The organism is Luteimonas sp. MC1895, assembly GCF_016457215.1.
GTDB lineage: Bacteria > Pseudomonadota > Gammaproteobacteria > Xanthomonadales > Xanthomonadaceae > Luteimonas.
In genome coordinates, this window is sequence record NZ_JAEMDY010000001.1 from 928,473 (window position 1) to 949,787 (window position 21,315).

At 71.8% G+C, this 21,315-nt stretch carries 15 protein-coding genes; 7 read left to right on the forward strand and 8 right to left on the reverse strand.

What is annotated here, in order from left to right; all coding sequences use genetic code 11:
- Positions 1-35: 35 nt before the first annotated feature.
- From JG616_RS04070 to JG616_RS04100, 7 genes are all read right to left on the reverse strand, one after another.
- Complete coding sequence (locus JG616_RS04070) at positions 36-2,033, reverse strand: hypothetical protein (RefSeq protein ID WP_199391750.1); 1,998 nt, start codon at positions 2,031-2,033, stop codon at positions 36-38.
- A gap of 132 nt (positions 2,034-2,165) precedes the next feature.
- A complete protein-coding gene (gene accC, locus JG616_RS04075; protein WP_199360170.1) occupies positions 2,166-3,533 on the reverse strand; it encodes an acetyl-CoA carboxylase biotin carboxylase subunit in 1,368 nt (455 codons plus the stop codon).
- A gap of 10 nt (positions 3,534-3,543) precedes the next feature.
- Positions 3,544-4,023, reverse strand: coding sequence for an acetyl-CoA carboxylase biotin carboxyl carrier protein (accB, locus tag JG616_RS04080; RefSeq protein ID WP_199360171.1), 480 nt, complete (start codon positions 4,021-4,023; stop codon positions 3,544-3,546).
- Between the two features lie 68 nt (positions 4,024-4,091).
- Complete coding sequence (gene aroQ / locus JG616_RS04085) at positions 4,092-4,538, reverse strand: type II 3-dehydroquinate dehydratase (RefSeq protein ID WP_199360172.1); 447 nt, start codon at positions 4,536-4,538, stop codon at positions 4,092-4,094.
- Between the two features lie 114 nt (positions 4,539-4,652).
- Positions 4,653-5,252 carry a TlpA disulfide reductase family protein gene (locus tag JG616_RS04090; RefSeq protein ID WP_199360173.1) on the reverse strand — a complete coding sequence of 200 codons (600 nt, stop codon included), beginning with the start codon at positions 5,250-5,252 and terminating at the stop codon, positions 4,653-4,655.
- Positions 5,252-7,687 (reverse strand): protein-disulfide reductase DsbD, encoded by a 2,436-nt coding sequence (locus JG616_RS04095; protein ID WP_343224983.1) that lies wholly within the window; start codon positions 7,685-7,687, stop codon positions 5,252-5,254. The genes JG616_RS04090 and JG616_RS04095 overlap by 1 nt, the downstream gene beginning before the upstream one ends.
- Before the next feature lie 628 nt (positions 7,688-8,315).
- Complete coding sequence (locus JG616_RS04100; protein WP_199391751.1) at positions 8,316-10,214, reverse strand: endonuclease; 1,899 nt, start codon at positions 10,212-10,214, stop codon at positions 8,316-8,318.
- A gap of 152 nt (positions 10,215-10,366) precedes the next feature.
- On the opposite strand from JG616_RS04100, the gene JG616_RS04105 reads away from it, so the two are divergent.
- From JG616_RS04105 to glnE, 7 genes are all read left to right on the forward strand, one after another.
- Positions 10,367-10,864 carry an acyloxyacyl hydrolase gene (locus tag JG616_RS04105; RefSeq protein WP_199391752.1) on the forward strand — a complete coding sequence of 166 codons (498 nt, stop codon included), beginning with the start codon at positions 10,367-10,369 and terminating at the stop codon, positions 10,862-10,864.
- 163 nt (positions 10,865-11,027) lie between these two features.
- On the forward strand, positions 11,028-11,315 hold the full coding sequence (locus JG616_RS04110) for a co-chaperone GroES (protein ID WP_199391753.1): 288 nt from the start codon (positions 11,028-11,030) through the stop codon (positions 11,313-11,315).
- Positions 11,316-11,399: 84 nt separating this feature from the next.
- A complete protein-coding gene (gene groL, locus JG616_RS04115) occupies positions 11,400-13,040 on the forward strand; it encodes a chaperonin GroEL (RefSeq protein ID WP_199360177.1) in 1,641 nt (546 codons plus the stop codon).
- 634 nt (positions 13,041-13,674) lie between these two features.
- Positions 13,675-14,586, forward strand: coding sequence for a DUF808 domain-containing protein (locus tag JG616_RS04120; protein ID WP_199391754.1), 912 nt, complete (start codon positions 13,675-13,677; stop codon positions 14,584-14,586).
- A gap of 3 nt (positions 14,587-14,589) precedes the next feature.
- On the forward strand, positions 14,590-15,759 hold the full coding sequence (locus JG616_RS04125) for a UDP-N-acetylglucosamine--N-acetylmuramyl-(pentapeptide) pyrophosphoryl-undecaprenol N-acetylglucosamine transferase (RefSeq protein ID WP_199391755.1): 1,170 nt from the start codon (positions 14,590-14,592) through the stop codon (positions 15,757-15,759).
- A gap of 8 nt (positions 15,760-15,767) precedes the next feature.
- Positions 15,768-17,384 (forward strand): NAD(P)/FAD-dependent oxidoreductase, encoded by a 1,617-nt coding sequence (locus JG616_RS04130; RefSeq protein ID WP_199391756.1) that lies wholly within the window; start codon positions 15,768-15,770, stop codon positions 17,382-17,384.
- Positions 17,385-17,536: 152 nt separating this feature from the next.
- Complete coding sequence (glnE, locus tag JG616_RS04135; protein WP_199391757.1) at positions 17,537-20,362, forward strand: bifunctional [glutamate--ammonia ligase]-adenylyl-L-tyrosine phosphorylase/[glutamate--ammonia-ligase] adenylyltransferase; 2,826 nt, start codon at positions 17,537-17,539, stop codon at positions 20,360-20,362.
- On the opposite strand, the gene JG616_RS04140 is transcribed toward glnE, so the two are convergent.
- Positions 20,346-21,284 (reverse strand): phosphoribosylaminoimidazolesuccinocarboxamide synthase, encoded by a 939-nt coding sequence (locus JG616_RS04140; RefSeq protein WP_199391758.1) that lies wholly within the window; start codon positions 21,282-21,284, stop codon positions 20,346-20,348. The genes glnE and JG616_RS04140 overlap by 17 nt on opposite strands.
- Positions 21,285-21,315: the final 31 nt, after the last annotated feature.

The window sequence follows — 21,315 nt, forward strand, 5'->3', positions numbered from 1 at the left end:
GCCGGCCCGGGGATGTCCCGGGCCGGCGTCGTGGGTCAGGCGCCCGGGACCAGGGTCGCCACCTCGAAGGCGGTGCCACGCCCGCTGCCGTCGGCACGCAGGGTGGCGGTACCGGCCACCGGCGCCTTGGACGAGCGCACCGTGAACGAGTACAGCTCGCCCCAGCCGAGCGTGCGGCCGGCGCTGCCGGCGCTCCACTCGACGCTGTCCGCGCCGGCCACGAAGTCCCAGTCGTTGCCGGACTGCAGGTCGCCGTCGCGGAACGTGGTCGAGGTGATGCTGGCGCCCGAGGCGGTCGCGAGCGCGAACGCGTCGAAGCCCTGCGTGGAGGTGATGCGCAGGTTGGGTGATGCGCCTTCGGTCATCGCGAACGCGAACTCGAAGTTCATCAGCGCGTAGTGGTACTCCCAGCCGCCGCCCACCAGCCGGCGCGCCTTCACCGCCAGCTTGGCGCGTGCGCCGCCGTCCACCAGCTCGGTGATGAGCCGGCGTTCCTTGTTGGGATTCATGTGCGGATTGCGCGGGTTGGGCAGCGGCGGCGCGACGTCGAACCAGCGGTCGATCGCCGAGCCCAGGCGCTCGCTGCTGGAGGCGATGTTCCAGGTGCTGCCCGTCCAGCCGGGCGTCGTCACCCGGGTCGACATCGAGTTGTAGATGTTGATGTCGGCGCGCGCCACGTACCAGGACTCGAACAGCCAGCCCGCGCCGGGGTTGGCGGTGGGCGAGACCTGGGCTTCGTTGACCAGCATGCGGTAGCTGTAGCTGTCGCCCGGCGAGTTGTTCATCACCCCGTCGCAGTTGGTGTCGAACACCGAGCCGCAGCGGCCCCACAGCCCGGACGACGGCAGGATCTCGTCGCGCGAGGTCATGCCCTGGGTGTAGTCGTTGTTGCCGACCGAATAGGTATCGGTGCAGCCGCGGCCCAGTGCGTGGCCGTGGTGGTCGCCGCTGTCCAGGCAACTGCCGTTGGTGGTCAGGTAGGCGTGCTTCACCCCCGAGCGGCCGATCTGCTCGAGGCTGCCGTCGGGGTTGGTGCGGTACATGTTCCAGATCAGGTAGGGATGCTGGTCGTTGTTGTATGGCGGCGAGGGCGCAGTGAACTTCTGGTACCAGGGGATGGTGGCGGTCCACAGCGCGGTGCTGGTGCCGAGCGGGTCGCCGGGCACGGTGGCGGTGATGCTGCCCTCGTTGACGTTGTTCTTCAGCGTCGCCGACGGCGTGATCACCATCGTGCCGCTTCCGGCGTTGCCCGTGCAGCCCTGGCAGCGCGAGAACTGGGTGAACGTGCTGAGCATGAAGATGTCGTTCTGGTAGGTGCCGCCGTTGGGCGCCGCCTGGCCGTGCCACGTGATGTAGTTGGCCTGCGGCTGCAGGTCCCCGCTGCCGCGCGCCAGCACCGCCGCGTCGAGCTGCAGCTCGGCGATGGCCATGCCGGCGGCATGCGGGGCGCCCAGGCGCTGGGCCAGGCGCTCGCTGATGCGGATGTCCGACGAGCCGATGGTCAGCGACGGCGGGTCGTCGAGCAGTTCGTGCATCACATGGTCGACGTGGAACCAGGCCACGCCCTGCGCGTCGACGAGGTCGAATTCGGGCTCCATGCCCGGCTTCACCCGGCGCGGGACCAGGCGGAAGCCGTCGAGGTCGATGCTGCCGCCCTTGAACTGGATCGCGTAGCCACCGCGTGCCTGCAGCGCACCGCCGGCCATCTCGCGGGCATAGCCGTTGGTCACCAGGAACTGCAGACGGCGGCTGTCCTGGAGGGAAAACCGCTCCGAGCCGTCGGTCGCGCGCTGGCCGTGGACCGAGCCCGGCGCGATGCGCAGCCCGAGGTCGCCGGCGAGGTCATGGTTCCAGCGGATGGCGATGTCGCCGCCGCCCACGCTCCATGGCCGCTCCACGCTGCTGGCGGCGCTGGTCGCTCCTTTCGGCGCCGGGGCCGCGGTGCGCGGCTGTGCAAAGGTGATCCCGGCCGCAGCCGTCACCAGAAGGCCGCCCACTACGACGGTCGCGAGCCTGTTCCTGCGATAACGCATCGATCCTCTCTCCCATGGTCGTTGGACCGGCCCCCGTGCCCGGCGTGTCCCGAGCATATGCGAGGGCCGGCCGGCGGCCGTGATGCGCTGCCACATCGTGCCGCCGGCGGAAGAGCGGGCGCCCGGCCCGGCTCACAGCAGGGAGAGCGACTTCTCCTTGCGCTCGGCCAGGCGCTTTTCCAGGTAGTGGATGTTGCGCCCGCCTTCCTCGAAGCCGGTGTCGGCGAGGATGCGCTGCTGCAGCGGGATGTTGGTGCGGATGCCGTCGATGACCATCTCCGACAGCGCGACGCGCATGCGGCAGATCGCCTGCTCGCGGTCGGCCCCGTGGACGATCAGCTTGCCGATCATCGAGTCGTAGTTGGCCGGGACGGTGTAGCCCTCGTAGACATGGCTGTCGACGCGCACGCCCGGGCCGCCGGGAGCGTGGAAGTGCTGGATCCGGCCCGGGCAGGGCAGGAAGCTGTCGGGATCCTCGGCGTTGATCCGGCATTCGATGGCATGTCCGCGCATCACCACGTCTTCCTGGCGGATCGACAGCGGGCGCCCGGCGGCGATCATCAGCTGCTCGCGGATCAGGTCGATGCCGGTGACCATCTCGGTGACCGGGTGCTCGACCTGGATGCGGGTGTTCATCTCGATGAAGTAGAAGCGCCCGTCCTCGAACAGGAACTCGAAGGTGCCGGCGCCGCGGTAGCCGATGCGCAGGCAGGCCTCGACGCAGACGCGGCCGATCTCCTCGCGCATGGCGTCGGTGATGCCGGGCGCGGGCGCTTCCTCCACCACCTTCTGGTGGCGGCGCTGCATCGAGCAGTCGCGCTCGCCGAGGTGGATGGCCTGGCCCTGGCCATCGGCCAGCACCTGGATCTCGATGTGGCGCGGGTTCTCGAGGAACTTCTCCATGTAGACCATGTCGTTGCCGAAGGCCGCCTTGGCCTCCTGCTTGGTGGTCGCGATGGCGTTCACCAGCGCCGCCTCGGTCTGCACCACGCGCATGCCGCGGCCGCCGCCGCCGCCCGACGCCTTGACGATCACCGGATAGCCGATCTCGCGCGCAACGCGGACGTTCTCGGCCGGGTCGTCGCCCAGCGGGCCGCCGGAGCCGGGCACGCAGGGCACGCCGGCCTCCTTCATCGCGCGGATCGCCTCCACCTTGTCGCCCATCATGCGGATGGTGTCGGCCTTGGGGCCGATGAAGACGAAGCCCGACTGCTCCACGCGCTCGGCGAAGTCGGCGTTCTCGGCCAGGAAGCCGTAGCCGGGGTGGATCGCCTGCGCGTCGGTGACCTCGGCCGCGGCGATGATGCTGGCCATGTCGAGGTAGCTCTGCGGCGACGGCGCGGGGCCGATGCAGACCGACTCGTCGGCCATGGCCACGTGCTTGAGGTTGCGGTCCACGGTGGAGTGCACCGCCACCGTGCGGATGCCCAGCGCATGGCAGGCGCGCAGGATGCGCAGCGCGATCTCGCCGCGGTTGGCGATGACGACCTTGTCGAGCATGCCGGCGGCCTCAGCCGATCACGAACAGCGGCTGGTCGAACTCGACCGGCTGCCCGCTCTCGCCGACGATCGCCAGCACCGTGCCGCCGACGTCGGCCTCGATCGGGTTGAACATCTTCATCGCCTCGACGATGGCCAGCGTGTCACCGGCGTTGACGGTCTGGCCGACGGTGACGAAGGGCGGCTTGTCCGGCGCCGGCGAGGCGTAGAAGGTGCCGACCATCGGCGAGCGCACCACGTGGCCGTCGGGCAGCGACGGGCCGCTGGGCTCGGCCGGGCGCGCGCCGCCGGTGGCGGCCTGGACGGGGGACTGCATCGGCATGACCGCTTCGGCGGGGGGCGCGTAGTGCGGCGACGGCTGCACCGGGCCGTAGCCGGTGCGCGGCGTGCGCGCCAGGCGGACCGATTCCTCGCCCTCCTTGATCTCGATCTCGGCGAGGTTGGAGTCCTCGAGCAGGTCGATCAGCTTCTTGATTTTTCTCAGGTCCATGCGGGCCTCTCGGGTAGTGCCGGGCGCGGACGCCGGCGATGGATACGGGATGGGGATACGGGGACGGATCAGGACGCCGGCGCAAGGCGGGCCAGGGCGGCGTCCAGGGCAAGGAAATAGCTCGCGGCGCCGAAGCCCGCGACCACGCCGACCGCCAGGTCGCTGAAATAGCTCTGGCGGCGGAAGGGCTCGCGGGCGTGCGGATTGGACAGGTGCACCTCGATGAACGGAACCGCGACCGCGGCCAGCGCATCGCGCAGGGCCACCGAGGTGTGGGTGAAGGCGGCGGGGTTGAACAGCACGAAGCGGGTGCCATCGCCGGCCGCCGCCTGGATGCGGTCGACCAGCACGTGCTCGGCGTTCGACTGCAGGCTCTCGAACGCCAAGCCCGCGGCCTCGATCCGTGCGAGCAGGGTCGCGTCGATCGCAGCCAGCGTGTCACGGCCATAGATCTCCGGCTCGCGGCTGCCGAGCAGGTTGAGATTGGGGCCGTGGAGGACGAGGATCCGGTCCATTCAGTGCGGCGCGGTGCCCGGCGTAAAAACGGCGGCCAGTCTGCGCCAAGCCGCCGTTGCTGTCCAGATCGCCGAACTTCTGCGACAAAGCGCAGTTTTAATCGGTCGTTTGAATCACTCGTCGATGCGCGCCCACGCGTCGAGCTCGCCGTGGGTGAAGGGACCGATCCGCTGCTTGAGCAGGCGACCGTCGGCCGAGACCAGCACGGTATAGGGCAGCACCCCACGCGGATTGCCCAGCTGGACCCCGGCGTCGCGCGGCCCCGGGGCGTCGAGCACGATCGGATAGCGCACCGGGATGCGCTCGAGGAAGGCGTCGACCGATGCTTGGTCATCGAGCGCGATCCCGATCACCTGGACGCCCGACGTGCCCTGGGCGGCGGCGTAGCGGTCGAGTTCGGGCATTTCCTCGATGCAGGGACCGCACCAGCTGGCCCAGAGGTTGACCAGCAGCGGGCGGCCGCCGAAGTCAGCGGGCAGGGTGCGCGGCGTGCCGGCCAGGTCGGGAAGGGTGATCGCGGGTACCGGCCCGCCGCGCGTGGCCACGGCCAGGCCGTCGGGCGTCGGTGGCGCGACCGCGCCCATCGCCTGCTGGACCGCGCGCTGGCCGAGTTCGGTGCGCAGCAGCGGTCCCGGCCCATTCACCGCCAGGCCGGCGACCACGCCGAGCACGCCCGCCACCAGCGCCACCAGCAGGATCGTCCGCGTGCCCATCAGCGCGCCGCCCGTTCGAGCGCGGCGACCGCCACGTCGCGGTCGAGCACGGCGGGCAGGACCTCGCCGCCGCCGCCGCCGCGCGGGTAGACCACGTACAGCGGCACGCCGACGGCGCGATGCTGCTCGAGGAAGGCGCTGATCCCAGGGTCGACATTGGTCCAGTCGCCCACCATGTAGACCGCGCCGGTGCGCTGCAGCGCGTCGCGGAAGGCGTCGCTGGACAGCGTCGTGCGCTCGTTGGCCTTGCAGGTCACGCACCAGTCGGCGGTCATGTTCACGAAGACCGGGGTCCCGGCGTCGCGCAGCGCCTGCAGCCGCGCCGCCGAATACGCGACTGTGGCGCCGTCGGCCGCGACCGCCGCCGCCGGCGACGCGGGTGCGGGCAGGCGACCGGCCAGCCAGGCCGACGACAGCGCCACCGCGAGCAGGGCCACCGCCGGCAGGCGCCGCAGCCAGCCGCCGCGCATGCGCGCGCGCTCGAGCCACCACAGCGCCAGCGCCATCACCGCCACGCCGGCGGCAACCAGGGCCATGGCGTCCACGCCGCGCTGGCGACCCAGCACCCAGGCCAGCCAGATCGCGGTCAGGTACATGGGGAAGGCCATGACCTGCTTGAGCGTGTCCATCCAGGCGCCGGGGCGCGGGAGGCGCTCGGCCAGCCCGGGCACGAAGCCCACCAGCAGGAAGGGCAGGGCCAGCCCCAGACCCAGTGCCAGGAACACCAGGACCGCCACCGCCGGGGTCGCGGTGAAGGCGTACGCCAGGGCGCCGCCCATGAAGGGCGCGATGCAGGGGCTGGCGACGACGCAGGCCAGAACGCCGGTGAAGAAATCGCCGACCGGGCCGGTCCGCGACGCGAGGCCCTGGCCGAGGTTGGCGCTGCCGCCAATGCTGAAGACGCCCGACAGGCTGAGGCCCACCGCCGCCATCAGCAGCACCAGCGCGGCGACGAAGCCGGGCTGCTGCAGCTGGAAGCCCCAGCCCAGCGCCTGGCCGGCCGCGCGCAGCGCCAGCACCGCCAGGCCCACGACGGCGAAGGCGGTGACGACGCCCGCGGTGTACCAGAGTGCATGGCGGCGCGCGTGGGCGCGGCCACCGCCGCCCTGCGCCAGGCCCAGCACCTTGAGTGACAGGATGGGCAGCACGCAGGGCATGACGTTCAGGAGCACGCCGCCGCCAAGCGCCAGCAGCAGGGCCAGGGCCAGTCCGCCGGCACCGCTGGCCGGGGGCGTGCTGCGGGCGGCGTTGTCGGCGGTTGCGCCCGGGCCGGCGGTCGCGGTGCCCGCGGTCGCGGTGCCCACAGCGGTGCCGGCAGTGGCGCTGGCATCGCGCGCGGCGCGGCCGGCTTCCAGGCCGGCAACCGCGCCGTCGGCTTCGGCGGCGCCCGCCGTTGCGGCGTCAACGGGCAGCCCGTCGGAACCGACGGTGGATCCGCTGGCACGGGTGGCGTCGGCGGACGCCGCTGCGGTCGCGCCCGGGGCGCCCGGGCCGGCCGGCGTCGCCGGCACGCCCGGCCCGGCAACGTCGGCCTGCGGCGTCACCGTGCCCGCCGGCAGGGCGACGCGCACGCGGCGCGTCATCGGCGGATAGCAGATGCCGTCGGCCTGGCAGCCCTGGAAGGTGGCGCTCAGCGTGGCCTGGCGCGGCTCCGCGTGGCTGCGCAGCAGCGGCAGCGGCACGTCCACGCCGTCGAAATACACCACCACGTCGCCGAAGTATTCGTCGCGGTGGGCCGTGCCGCGCGGCCAGCGCGGCGCGCCGGCACGGATGCCCTCGGCCTCGAGCTGGAAGCGGCTCTGGTCGCGGTAGATGTAGTAGCCCGGCGCCGGCGTCAGGCGCATCAGGATGGTGTTGCCGCCGTCGGCGATGGCCTCGAACGCGAAGGCCTGGTCCTCGGGCAGCGGCATCGCGCCGGCCGCGCCGGGCAGGGCGAGCGGGCGCGGCCCACTGCCCAGCGACTGGCCGAGCGCCGAGAAGCCGGCATCCGGCTGGCCACGGCCGGGCGGGGTGCCGGCCGTCGGTGCCGGCAGGGCGACCGTGATCGTGCGGGTCTGCGGCGGATAGCAGATGCCGAGGTCGGCACAGCCCTGGTAGCGGACCTTGAGCCGGGTGACCGGGCCGGTGGCGGTGCCGGGCAGGACGGCTTCGACGCGACCCCGGTAGGTCTCGACCGCGCCGAAGAACTCGTCGGTGTGCCGCTTGCCGGCCGGCAGCTGCAGGCCCGCCGGCGCGGCGCGGAAACCGCCATCCACCGGCTCCGCGCCCATGCGGTGGCGATACAGGTAGTAGCCGTCGGCGATCGCCCAGCTGAGCTCGATGCGATCCGGCCCCGTGGCCTCGGCGCGCAGCACGAAGGCCTCGTCCACCGGCAGCAGGTCGTCCATGTCGATGGCCAGCGCGGCCGGTGACGCCAGCAGCAGGGCCGCGATCACAGACAGGCCGGGCAGGCGCCACGTCCGGTCCGCCGGCTCCTTGCGCAGGAACAGCGCTGTGCGGAGCGCGAGGGTGCCGCGACGGATGAAGGACTGCAGGTTCAAGGCGGTGCGGCGAGGTGGAGGCGGCCCGCTAGGGTAGCCGAGCGAGTTGGTCTGGCGCCTGTCCGCCTCGCATGGGACAGGTCTTGCGCCCACGCTTTTCGTTGCAGCGGGTGCCTCGAGCAGGCGCGCGCTGCCTGCCGCGGATGCAGGGAGGATGCCCAGCCGGATGTCTCCGCGTCCTGCTCCCATCATCCGGCCGCCGGCCATCCATGGCCGGCTCTGGTCATCCCCCCTGCATCCGCGGCAGGCCCGACCCTTGTCGCGGTCTGGAGAAGCAAACGCCCGCCCTTGCCGTTGGGCGGAGCGCGGGCAAAGCCACACCGCTTTGGCGCGTGGCCTGCTGACGGGAAGTCAAGGAGGAGGTGACGGCCCTCCGGGCCGGCACCGGGGGACATGAGCGGCAGCAGGCCATGCGTCGAAGCGCCGCGACGCTGCACCCGGCGTATGCCTCGCGTGCGAGAAGAGCCAAAAGAAAAGGGCGCCGGTTCCCCGGCGCCCCCTCTTCAATCGCCCTGACCCCGACTCAGCGCAGGAGCCTGGCCTTGGCCGCGCTGCTGCTGCGGGCCGGTGCCGATGCCGGTGCCAGCGCCGGTGCCGGAGCCGTCACGCGCTCGCGCGGGTCACGGATGCGCGGGTTGCGCGGCGGCGTGGGCGTCGGCGTCGCCAGTTCGCAGGTGCCGGGCGTGGTCGAAGTGAACAGCGCCGTCGTGCCCCACTCCGGGTGGTCGATGAACGGGTTGCGGTTGCCCTGGTAGGCGAACACGACCTCGTTGCGCGCGCGCTCCGCCGCATCCGGCGGGTCGGCCAGGTGCCACTCGACCAGGGTCGACAGCAGGCCCATGTAGGCCGGCGCTTCCAGCGAGCTGGTGCTGACGATCAGGCTGCGGTTGTCGGTGAGCTCGAGGTCGGGTTCGCGCTGGGCGGTGGTCGGGTGCTGGCCGCCCTCGTAGCGGATCGCCATGTACATCACCGCGCGCGCCATGTCGCCGCGGCGTGCGCCCCAGACCTCGAACGAGCCGCCATTGCCGTTCGCACCCGCGACCCAGTTCGAGTTGCCCGGGTAGACGCCGGTGCCGCCGCCGCGGCCGTTGTAGGACTCGGTCGCGCGTTCCGAGCAGCCGGCGTCGCAGTTGGCGAACGGCATGTTGCCGCGGTTCGAGTTGTAGACCTCGTCGCTCAGGTAAAGCATGTGCGTGTCGGTGTACGGCGCGTTCGGCAGGCCGCCCACGCTGTTGCTGGGGAAGCCGAGCGAGTTCGGCCAGGTGTGCTCGCGGTTGTACTTGTTGCTGCCGCCCGAGCCGGCCCGGTCGCTGCCCTTGGCGTAGGTCCGGTTGCGGTAGACGTCGAGGATCCTGCCGGCGTCGTTGGGATCCTCGTCGGCGATCTCGAGGATGGTCCAGGTGTTGGTGCCGCTGCCGCTGTAGGGATAGGCGACGTGGCCGCGGATGGTCTCGTGCAGCGAGCAGCGCAGCTGGTCGGGGCTCGATGCGTTGACCAGGCCGTAATACTCCCCGTTGCCGCTGCCCCGGTCGGCGTGCTTCACGCGGAAGGCCACGGTGGTGCTGGACTCCGGGGCGGTCGCGTCGAGGTCCACGATCCGGCTGGCGTCGATCTGCAGCGAGCAGGCCTGTCCCGGCACCAGCGGACGCACGGGGGTCAGGGTGAAGCTGGTCGCCTGGGTGGCGTGGTCGAGCGTCGTGGTGCGGCGGCGGGGCACGCCTTCGCAGCTCAGGCGGAACGCGCCCGGCTGGACGATGACCGGCTCGCTGAAGGTGACCGTCATGTCGGCGGCGTAGGGGAAGTCGCTCGAACCCTGCGCCGGGAAGGTGTCGACCACGGTCGGCGCGGCATTGCCGGCCTCGCCGAAGGTCTGGCTGTTGTTGCAGGTGCCGAAGGTCGCGGTGGCCGATCCCGCCCAGGTGAAGTCGGCCTGGACGTTGCCGGTGCCGCCGAGCTGCAGCGAGGTGCCGACCGGCGTGTTGTTGGGTTCCGAGACGCCGATGTCCTCGCTGGCCATGCCCGCGGCCGGCCCGTTCGTGGCGGTCATCGTGCCTTCGTAGCTCAGGAACTGGACCACGTTGCCCTGCGGGTCGACCAGGGCGACGCCGTCGGGCGAGCCGTTCTGCAGGCCATCGACGGGGTAGTTGACCGTGGCGAAGCGCACGTTGCCGCCGCAGGTGGCCGCGACGCCGGCGGGCAGCGTGCTGGTGGAATAGGACTGGCCGTTGCTGCCGTTGTAGAGGACCAGCTGGTAGCCGGCCAGGTTCTCGCCGGCGCTGCCCACCACTTCGATCGCCTCGCCGACGTCGGTGCCGGCGTTGTCGTAGTGGATCTCGTTGATGAAGACCTCGGCATGCGCCGGGAAGGTGGCCGCGGCCGCAAGGGCGATCGCGCAGAACAGAGTGGAACGCTCGGGACGCATTCGGTGTCTCTCCCCAATTGGACGGGGCAATTTACCCCCGCGATATGACAATGTCGCGCCGGGCGACACACTTTCCCGCTTGCCTGCACGCCGGCGCGACATGCCGTCCGTATGCTTTCGATGCTGCGTCCCCATTCATCGAAGGCTTTCCCATGCAACTTCCCTGCGGCTCCGCGCTGCGCTCCGGAGTGGTGGCGTTGGCACTGGCCGCGGCGCCGCTGGCCGCGGCCGGCAGCGACATCGAACTGGCCGCCGGGGCTTCGACGACCACCGACCGCGAGTTCACCCGTACGGCCTCGATCGCCTGGGTGCCGAAGCTGCGCGACCTCGACAATGCCGTGCTCCGGGCCCAGACCGGACTCATCTACGTCGACGGGCGTGGCCCGGTCACCGACCGGGACCTGGAGGACGACGTCTGGGTCGGCTACGTCGGCCTGCGCTACGAGCGCACCGACAACGGCCTGACCCTGGGCGCGGCCATCGGGGCGCAGTCAGGGGAGACCGACGCCCTGTCGGGCGATCCCCAGTTCGTGACCTCGGTGGGCTGGCGCTGGGACCGGTTCTCGCTGTCGGTCCGGCACATCTCCAACGCCAGCCTGCACAGCCCGAACAACGGCGAGACCGCCCTGGTGGGTGCCTGGCGCTTCTGACGTCGGCACCCCTTGAACTCCCGCCGCGGCCCCCCATCTCTCGGACATCCCGGTCCGCCGGGTTTTTCGCGGCGCGTCCTCTGGCACTCGGCATCCCCGACTGCCAGAATATGCGACCGATTTGCCCCTTAGTCGTTACAAACCAATCACTTGTGAGGATTGCATGAACCTGAAGCCGCTCTACGACCGCGTGGTCGTCAAGCCGATCGAAGCCGATGAAGTTTCCGCCGGCGGCATCCTGATCCCGGACAACGCCAAGGAAAAGCCGACCCGGGGCGAAGTCGTCGCCGTGGGCGAGGGCAAGGCCCTGGACAGCGGCAGCCTGCGCGCGCCGAAGGTCAAGGTCGGCGACAAGGTCATCTATGGCCAGTACTCGGGCTCGGCGTACAAGCACGAAGGCACCGAATACAAGATCGTGCGCGAGGACGACATCCTCGCCATCGTCGGCTGAGCGCGCTGCAGCGCCTCGCAATTCCCGGGCTCTGGCCCGGGCTCTGACCCAACCCTCTCCTGATCCAAATCCGAGGTAATACACATGTCCGCGAAGGAAATCCGCTTCGGCGAAGACGCGCGCGCCAAGATGGTGCGTGGCGTCAACGTGCTCGCCAACGCCGTCAAGGCGACGCTTGGCCCCAAGGGCCGCAACGTCGTGCTCGACAAGAGCTTCGGCTCGCCCACGATCACCAAGGACGGCGTGTCCGTCGCCAAGGAGATCGAGCTGGCCGACAAGTTCGAGAACATGGGCGCGCAGATGGTGAAGGAAGTCGCCTCGCGCACCTCCGACAACGCCGGTGACGGCACCACCACCGCGACCGTGCTGGCCCAGGCCTTCATCCGCGAGGGCATGAAGGCGGTCGCCGCCGGCATGAACCCGATGGACCTCAAGCGCGGCATCGACCAGGCCGTGATCGCCGCCGTCGCCGAGCTGAAGAACATCTCGAAGCCGTCGTCGACCTCGAAGGAAATCGCCCAGGTCGGCACCATCTCCGCCAACTCCGACGCCAACATCGGCGACCTGATCGCCCAGGCGATGGACAAGGTCGGCAAGGAAGGCGTGATCACGGTCGAGGAAGGCTCGGGCCTCGAGAACGAACTCGACGTGGTCGAGGGCATGCAGTTCGACCGCGGCTACCTCTCGCCGTACTTCATCAACAACCAGCAGTCGATGTCGGCCGAGCTGGATGATCCCTTCATCCTGCTGCACGACAAGAAGATCTCGAACGTCCGCGACCTGCTGCCCGTGCTGGAAGGCGTGGCCAAGTCCGGCAAGCCGCTGCTGATCGTGGCCGAGGAAGTCGAGGGCGAAGCCCTGGCGACGCTGGTGGTGAACACCATCCGTGGCATCGTCAAGGTCGTGGCCGTCAAGGCCCCGGGCTTCGGCGACCGTCGCAAGGCGATGCTGGAAGACATGGCCATCCTGACCGGTGGCACCGTGATCTCCGAGGAAGTGGGCCTGACGCTCGAGAAGGCGACGATCAAGGACCTCGGCCGCGCGAAGAAGGTGCAGGTCTCGAAGGAGAACACCACGATCATTGATGGCGCCGGCGAGTCGACGGGCATCGAAGGCCGCATCAAGCAGATCAAGGCGCAGATCGAGGAGACCTCCTCCGACTACGACCGCGAGAAGCTGCAGGAGCGCGTGGCCAAGCTGGCCGGCGGCGTTGCGGTGATCAAGGTCGGTGCCTCGACCGAGATCGAGATGAAGGAAAAGAAGGCCCGCGTCGAAGACGCCCTGCACGCCACGCGTGCGGCCGTCGAAGAAGGTGTGGTCCCGGGCGGCGGCGTTGCGCTGCTGCGCGCCAAGACCGCCATCGAAGGCCTGAAGGGTGCCAACGAAGACCAGAACCATGGCATCGAGATCGCGCTCCGCGCGATGGAATCGCCGCTGCGCGAGATCGTCGCCAACGCCGGTGAAGAGCCGTCGGTCATCGTCAACAAGGTCAAGGACGGCACCGGCAACTTCGGCTACAACGCCGCCAACGGCGAGTTCGGCGACATGGTCGAGTTCGGCATCCTGGACCCGACCAAGGTCACCCGCACCGCGCTGCAGAATGCGGCCTCGATCGCCGGCCTGATGATCACGACCGAAGCGATGGTGGCCGAGCTGCCGAAGAAGGAAGAGCCCGCGATGGGCGGCGGCGGTGGCATGGGCGGCATGGGCGGCATGGATTTCTGATCCAGCGCGACTGCGTCACTGCATCATGGAGGACCCCGCTTCGGCGGGGTCCTTTTTTTTCGGCTGCAGAACGGGACTGCGTGGTGGTCCACGCGGCCCGTCCCGCGCACAGGGGGTGTGCTGCGCCGGCCGTCTCCGCGTCCTGCTGCCAGCGGCCGGGCGCCGGCCATCCATGGCCGGCTCTCCGCACACCCCCTGTACGCGGGACGGGCTCCGGCCTTTATCGCTTCGGACTGCAGAGCAAAGTCGCTGCGCCGGGAAAATTCTGATCAACAGGGGCGCGCCGGACTCACATTGACGAGGACGCGACGGCCTGCCGCGCCGTTCGGCTTTGTCCCGCCACAGGATTGCGAAAGAAGTCGGACCCGCCGTGGATGCAGGGGGGATGACCAGAGCCGGCCATGGATGGCCGGCGGCCGGAACTGGGAGCAGGACAGCGAAGATTCCGGCTGGTCATCCCCCCTGCATCCGCGGCGGGCGCTGCATAGCAAGGCATCCCCCCCTGCATCCGCGGCGGGCACCGCACACCCCGACCCCGCCCATGGAAGGGGGCGAAAGTCCGTGACGGGGGCGTATCGCCCGATCCCGGAGGCGATGCGACAATCCGCGGCTCCTGACCGAAACGACGAACCCCATGGCCGGCGCCTCACTGCTCACCCTCCTCGACGACATCGCGACCCTGCTCGACGACGTCTCGGTCCTGACCAAGGTGGCCGCCAAGAAGACCGCGGGCGTGATCGGCGACGACCTGGCGCTCAACGCGCAGCAGGTCGCTGGCGTGAAGGCCAATCGCGAGCTGCCGGTGGTCTGGGGCGTGTTCAAGGGATCGCTGGTCAACAAGCTGATCATGGTGCCGGCGGCGCTGCTGATCAGCTGGCTGGTGCCGGTGCTGGTGGTGCCGCTGATGATGGTGGGCGGCGCCTACCTCTGCTACGAGGGCTTCGAGAAGGTGGTGGAGAAGCTCTTCCACCGCCACGAGAAGCCCGACCCGGAGGCGCGCGCGCAGGCGGTGCTGGCCTCTGGCGAGACCCCGCGCGAGCTGGAGAAGAAGAAGATCCGCGGCGCGGTGCGCACCGACTTCATCCTCTCGGCCGAGATCATCGTGCTGTCGCTGGCGGTGGTGGCCGACGAGCCCCTGCTGACGCGCACGGTCTCGCTGTCGGTGATCGCGCTCGGCGTCACCCTGCTGATCTACGGCCTGGTGGCCGCGATCGTGAAGATGGACGACGTCGGCCTGTGGCTGGACAAGCGCGAGGGCGCGCTGGCGCCGCTGGGGCGTGGCCTGGTCTACGTGGCGCCGTGGCTGATGAAGACGCTCGGCGTCGTCGGCACCATCGCCATGTTCCTGGTGGGCGGCGGCATCTTCGTGCACAACATCGACGCCCTGCACCACGTGCTCGAGGTGCTGGAGGGCCGGGGCGTGCCCGCCTTCGTCGCGGATACCGGCATCAGCCTGGTCGTGGGCATCGTGGTCGGCGCGCTGGTCGCCGGCGCGGTCACGCTGGTGAACCGCGTGCGCGGCAAGCCCGCGGTCGCGGCGCACTGAGTCATGCGCGAAGGGGCAGGGCGCGCGGGGCGCGCCACGATCGCACTGGCCGCCGGCGGCACCGGCGGGCACCTGTTCCCGGCCGAGGCCCTGGCGCGCGAGCTGCAGGCGCGCGGGCGCGAGGTCGTGCTCTACACGGAGGCCCGCGGCGCGCGTTTCACCCAGGCGCTAGAGGGCCTGCCGCACGTGGTGCTGCCGGCGCGCAGCCTGGCCGGCGGCCTCGGCGGCAAGCTGGCCGCGGCCGCGGTGATCGCACGCGCCACGCTGTTGGCGCGGGTGGACATGAAGCGTCGCGGGGTCGGCCTGGTGGCGGGCTTCGGCGGCTATCCCAGTTTCGCCCCGGCGCTGGCCGGGCGCAGCCTGGGGCTTCCGCTGCTGCTGCATGAGCAGGGCTCGCGCCTGAGCCTCGCCAACCGCCAGCTGCTGCGCTTCGCCGACCGGGTGGCCACGTCCTTCGGCGGGCTGGAAGGGGTCGACGACGGCGCGCGCGCCACGCTGGTCGAAACCGGCAACCCGGTGCGCGCCGGCATCCTGGCCGCGGCGCGGGCGCCCTATCCCTCGCAGACCGGCGGGGCGCCGCTGCGCCTGCTGGTGGTCGGCGGAAGCCAGGGCGCTGCGGTGTTCGGGCGGGTGCTGCCGCCGGCGCTGGCGCTGCTGCCCGAAGGCCTGCGCGCGCGCCTGCGCCTGTCGCTGCAGTACCGCGGCGACGATGCCGCGGCGGTCGCCACCCTGCTGCGCGACGCCGGGATCGAAGCCGAGCTGGAGCCCTTTTTCGACGACATGGCCGCGCGCCTGCGCGACTCCCACCTGATCATCACCCGCGCGGGTGCGACCACCATCGCCGACCTGCTGGTGGTCGGGCGCCCGGCGATCCTGGTGCCGATCCCCCAGGGCGGGTCGCGCGCCGAGCAACTGGGCAATGCCCAGGCGCTCGAACGCCTCGGCGCCGGCTGGTGCATGCGCGAGGACGGCGACGGCTTCACTGCCGAGGCGCTGGCGCAGCGCCTTCGCCAGCTGTTCGCGGATCCCTCGCAGCTCGCCGAGGCCGCGGCGGCCGCCTCGCGGCTGGGGCGACCCGACGCCGCCGCGCGCCTGGCCGACGCGGTGGAGGCGCTGCTCGCCGCAGGCGCGGAGCCGGGACACCGCGGCGACGTCGACCGGCGCGGGGACTGACTCCAGCCGTGGGCACCACCGACGACGTCATCATCATCGGCGGCGGCCACAACGGCCTGGTCTGCGCCGCCTACCTGGCCGGCGCCGGACTGAAGGTGCGGGTGCTGGAGCGCCGCGGCATCGTGGGCGGCGCGGCGGTGACCGAGGAATTCCATCCCGGCTTCCGCAATTCGGTCGCCAGCTACACGGTGAGCCTGCTCAACCCGTGCGTGATCGCCGACCTGCGCCTGGCCGGACATGGCCTGCGCGTGGTCGAGCGGCCGTACTCGAACTTCCTGCCGCTGCCCGACGGACGCGCCTTCCGGCTCGGCGGCGACCATGGCCTGGCCGAGGTCGCGCGCTGGTCGGCCCGCGACGCCGAGCGCCTGCCCCAGTACTACGCGATGCTGGAGCGCGTGGTCGCCGTGCTGCGCGAGCTGACCCTGCTGACGCCACCCAACGTGTCCGACGGCTTCGTGCTGGCCGACTGGCTGGCCTCGGCCACCGTCGCGCGGCGGCTCGGGCGGCTCGACATGCGCGGGCGGCGCGACCTGCTGGACCTGTTCACCAGGTCCGCGGGCGACCTGCTCGACCACTGGTTCGAATCCGGGCCACTGAAGGCCGCCCTGGGCTGGGATTCGGTGGTCGGCAACTTCGCCAGCCCGTACACCCCGGGCTCGGCCTATGTCCTGCTGCACCACGTGTTCGGCGAGGTCAACGGCAAGCCCGGCGCCTGGGGCCACGCCATCGGCGGCATGGGTGCGATCACCCAGGCCATGGCCGCCGAGTGCGCGGCCCGCGGGGTGGTGGTCGAGACCGGCGCCGAGGTCGCGCAGGTGCTGGTGGAAGGCGGCCGCGCCGTGGGCGTGGCGCTGGCCGACGGCCGCGCGCTGCGCGCGAAGGCGGTGGCGGGCAACATCAACCCGAAGCTGCTCTACACCGCGCTGGTCCCGCGCGAGCACCTCGACGAGGACACCGCGCAGCGCTTCGCGCGCTACCGCTGCGGCTCCGGCACCTTCCGCATGAACGTGGCGCTGTCCGAGCTCCCCGACTTCACCGCGGCGCCGGGCACGGCGCTGCAGCCGCACCACCAGAGCGGGATCCTGGTCGGGCACTCGCTGCGCTATTTCGAGCAGGCCTATTTCGATGCGAAGTCCAAGGAGCACAACGCCGGCTGGGCGCGCGCGCCGATCGTCGAACTGGTCATTTCCTCGACGCTCGACGACACCCTGGCGCCGCCCGGCCAGCACGTTGCCAGCCTGTTCTGCCAGCACGTGCACCCGGACGTCGACGGCGGCTGGGACGCGCACCGGGACACCGTGGCGCGGCTGATGATCGACACCGTCGACGCGGTCGCGCCCAACTTCCGCGCCAGCGTGCTCGGCTACGAGGCGCTGTCGCCGCTCGACCTGGAGCGGCGTTTCGGCCTGGTCGGGGGCGACATCTTCCATGGCGCCCTGGGGCTGGACCAGCTGTTCTCGGCGCGCCCGGTGCTGGGCCAGGGCAACTATCGCGGCGCGCTCCCGGGCCTCTACCTGTGCGGCTCGGGCACCCATCCCGGTGGCGGCGTGACCGGATTGCCGGGGCGCAACGCGGCCCGCGAGATCGCGCGCGACTTCGGGCGCAGGCTGCCCGTCGGCACTTGACGAATGCTGTACCGGCCAGTCTCGTTTTGCGCTGCAGCGTGCAAGTTGCATAACGCTTCCTTCACGATCGATCCGCACCCGACGTGGGGGAGGGAGCAAAGCCCGGAGCGGTCCGCCGCTCCGGGCTTTTTTTTGCCTGCCACAATCGGCGCATGAGCCCGACCCCGGATCCTGCCGACGCCGCCGCGCTGTCGAGTGACCTCGACGCCCACGTGTCCCGCCTGCTGGAGCGCCTGCCCGCCGACGCGGTCGCGCGGGCCGGAGACGCGCTGCGCCGGGTCGCCGAGGCCAGCGATTTCGCGCTGGAGGTCTTCGCCCGCCAGCCGGCGGCGCTGGAGGCCCTGGTCGACGACCCGTCGGCGATGCCGGCCCCGCCGCAGCTCGATCCGGCGGCGCCGGACGACTGGCCGGGGCAGCTGCGCCGCTGGCGCACCGCCTGCTCGGCACGCATGGTCTGGCGGGACGTCGAGGGCCTGGACGAGGTCGGCGCCACCCTGGCCGGCAGCACCCGGCTGGCGGAGGACTGCCTGCAGCTGGCGCTGGCGGCGCTGGAGGGCGGGTTCGCCGTGCGCCACGGTCACGTCCGCGACGCCAGCGGCGCGCCCGTCCGCCTGGTGGTGTTCGCGCTCGGCAAGCTGGGCGGCGGGGAGCTCAACTTCAGCTCCGACATCGACCTGGTCTACGCCTACGAGGCCGCCGGCGACAGCGACGGGCCGCGGCCGCTGGCCGCCGAGGAGTACTTCGCGCGCCTGGGCCGGGCGCTGGCCAAGCTGCTCGACGAGCCCACGGTCGACGGCTTCTGCCACCGGGTCGACCTGCGCCTGCGACCCTTCGGCAACGCCGGCCGGGTGGCGCTGAGCTTCGCGGCGATGGAGCAGTACTTCCAGCGCGAGGGCCGGGACTGGGAGCGGTACGCCTGGCAGAAGGCGCGCCCGGTGGCCGGCGACCTCGAGGCCGGCGAGCGCTTCCTCGCCTCGCTGCGGCCGTTCGTCTACCGCCGCTACCTGGACTACGGGGCGCTGGCCGGCCTGCGCGATATGAAGGCGGCGATCGCCGCCGAGGTCGCGCGCCAGGAGCTGGCCGACGACATCAAGCGCGGGGCCGGCGGCATCCGCGAGATCGAGTTCCTGGTGCAGGCCCTGCAGCTGGTCCGCGGCGGACGCGAGCCCGCGCTGCGCGGCCGCCGGCTGCTGCCGATGCTCGAGGCGCTGCGCGTCGCGCGGCAGGTCGAGGCCGGTGCCGCCGGCGAGCTGGCCGCGTCCTACCTGTTCCTGCGCCGGGTCGAGAACCGCCTGCAGATGCTGCGTGATGCGCAGACCCATGTCCTGCCCGACGCGCCGCTCGACCGCCTGCGCATCGCCCGCGGCCTGGGCCATGGCGACTGGGGTGCGTTCCTCGCCAGCCTGGCGCCGGTGCGCGCGCGGGTGGCCGCGGAGTTCGGGGCCCTGCTGGCGCAGCGTGACGACGCCCATGCCGGCGTGAGCAGCGACGTCGCCAGCTACTGGCGCGCGCTGCCCGAGGGCGGCGACGCCGGCGTGCTGGCCGCGGCCGGCTTCGGCGACCCGGGCGAGGTGGACGCCGCGCTGCGCGATTTCGCCCGCTCGCCCAGCGTGCGCGACCTGTCGGACGCGGCCCGTGCGCGGCTCGACCGGGTCATGCCGGTGATGCTGCAGGCCAGCGCGCCGGCCGACCGTCCGCTGCAGGCGATGCGCCGGCTGCTGGCGCTCCTGCACAACATCCTGCGGCGGGCGAGCTACCTGGCCCTGCTCGACGAGCAGCCGGCGGCCCTGTCGCGCCTGACCGACCTGGTCACCCGCAGCGCCTTCCTCGCCGAGCGTGTCGCGGCGCATCCGCTGCTGCTCGACGAACTGCTCGACCTGCGCGTGGAGGGCCCGATGCCCGGGCGCGGGCAGATCGAGGCGGCCTGCGCCGCGGCGCTGCAGCGCGACGACATCGAGGGCGCGCTGTTCGCGCTCAACGAGACCCGCCAGGCGCTGAGCTTCCGCGTCGCGCTGGCCACGCTCGACGGCCGCCTCGCCGCGGTCGACAGTGCGCGCCAGCTGGCCTGGCTGGCCGACGGCGTGGTCGCCGCGGTGGTCGAGCTGGCGCGGCGCGAGATGCAGGCCGCGCACGGCCTGGTGCCCGATGCGCCGTTCGCGGTGATCGGCTACGGCAGCCTGGGCGGCGAGGAGCTGGGCATCGGCTCCGACCTCGACCTGGTGTTCCTGTACGACGCGCCGGGCGACGCGCAGTCCGACGGGCCGCGGCCGCTGGAGGCGCAGCGCTGGTTCGCGCGCCTGGCGCAGAAGATCGTGCTGCTGCTCGGCACGACCACCGGTGCCGGACGGCTGTACGAGGTCGACGTGCGCCTGCGCCCTGATGGCGGCAGCGGATTGCTGGTGTCGTCGCTCGCGGCCTACGGCGAGTACCAGCGCGAGCGCGCCTGGACCTGGGAGCACCAGGCGCTGGTGCGCGCGCGCTGCGTGGCCGGCGACGCCGGCCTGGGTGCCGCGTTCGAGGCGGTGCGCGCGGCGGCGCTGGCGCGCCCGCGCGATGTGGCGACGCTGGCGGCCGACGTCTCGGGCATGCGTGCGCGGATGCGCGCGAGCCTGGACCGCGGGGACGCCGCGATGTTCGACCTCAAGCAGGGCGAGGGCGGCCTGGTCGACCTGGAATTCCTGCTGCAGGCCCTGGTGCTGGGTGGCGCGGCCGCGCAGCCGGGGCTGCTGCAGCCGCGGGCCACGCCGGCGCTGCTGGAGGCGTGCCGGGACATCGGGCGGCTGGATGCAGCCTGCGCCGACGCGCTGTGCGCGGCCCACGCGCGGCTGGTGGCCCTGGGGCTGGAGCGCACGCTCGACCGGCGCGCGCGACTGGTGCCGGTGGACAGCGAGGGCCTCGACGCCGCACGCGTGTCGATCCGCGCTGCGTTCGCGGCGGCGGGCCTCGCGCCCGCCACGGGGATCACGCCGCCGGACTAGCCTCGCCGGCGCCGATCCCGGCCAGGCGCTGCAGGGCCTCGGCGTATTTCGCGCGCGTGCGCTCGATGACCTCGGGCGGCAGGCGCGGACCGGGCGCGGTCTTGTCCCAGTCCTGGGTCTCCAGCCAGTCGCGCACGAACTGCTTGTCGTAGCTCGGCGGGCTGGTGCCGACCTCGTAGGCATCCGCCGGCCAGTAGCGCGAGGAGTCCGGGGTCAGCATCTCGTCCATCACGTACAGGCGGCCGTCGGCATCGGTGCCGAACTCGAACTTGGTGTCGGCAAGGATGATCCCGCGCGCGGCCGCGAACTCCGCCGCGAAGGCGTACAGCCGCAGCGTCGCGTCGCGGACCTGCTCGGCCAGCTCGGCGCCGATGGTCCGCACCATGGTGTCGAAGTCGATGTTCTCGTCGTGGTCGCCGACGGCGGCCTTGGTCGACGGGGTGAAGATCGGCTGGGGCAGCTTCTCCGCCTGGCGCAGGCCGTCGGGCAGCGGGATGCCGCTCACGCGCCCGGTGCGCTGGTAATCCTTCCAGCCGCTGCCGATGAGGTAGCCGCGGGCGATCGCCTCGACCGGCACCGGCTTCAGGCGCCGGGTGACCACGGCGCGCAGGCGGTAGGGCTCCGGATCCACGCCGTCGGGCAGCACCGATGCCACCTCGATGCCGGTGAGGTGGTTGCGCACCAGGTGCTCGGTGCGGTCGAACCAGAAGTTCGACACCTGGCAGAGCATCTCGCCCTTGCCGGGGATGGCGTCGGGCAGCACGACGTCGAAGGCGCTGAGGCGGTCGGTCGCGACCATCAGCAGCAGTGGGCCGAACGCCTCGGGACCGGAACCGGACGGGAGCGCGTACACATCGCGGACCTTGCCGCGGTGGAGCAGTTCGAGCCCGGGCAGGTGGGCTTCGAGCAGGGTCGTTGCCATGGGTCGTCTTGGAGCCGTCGGGGGGGCATTG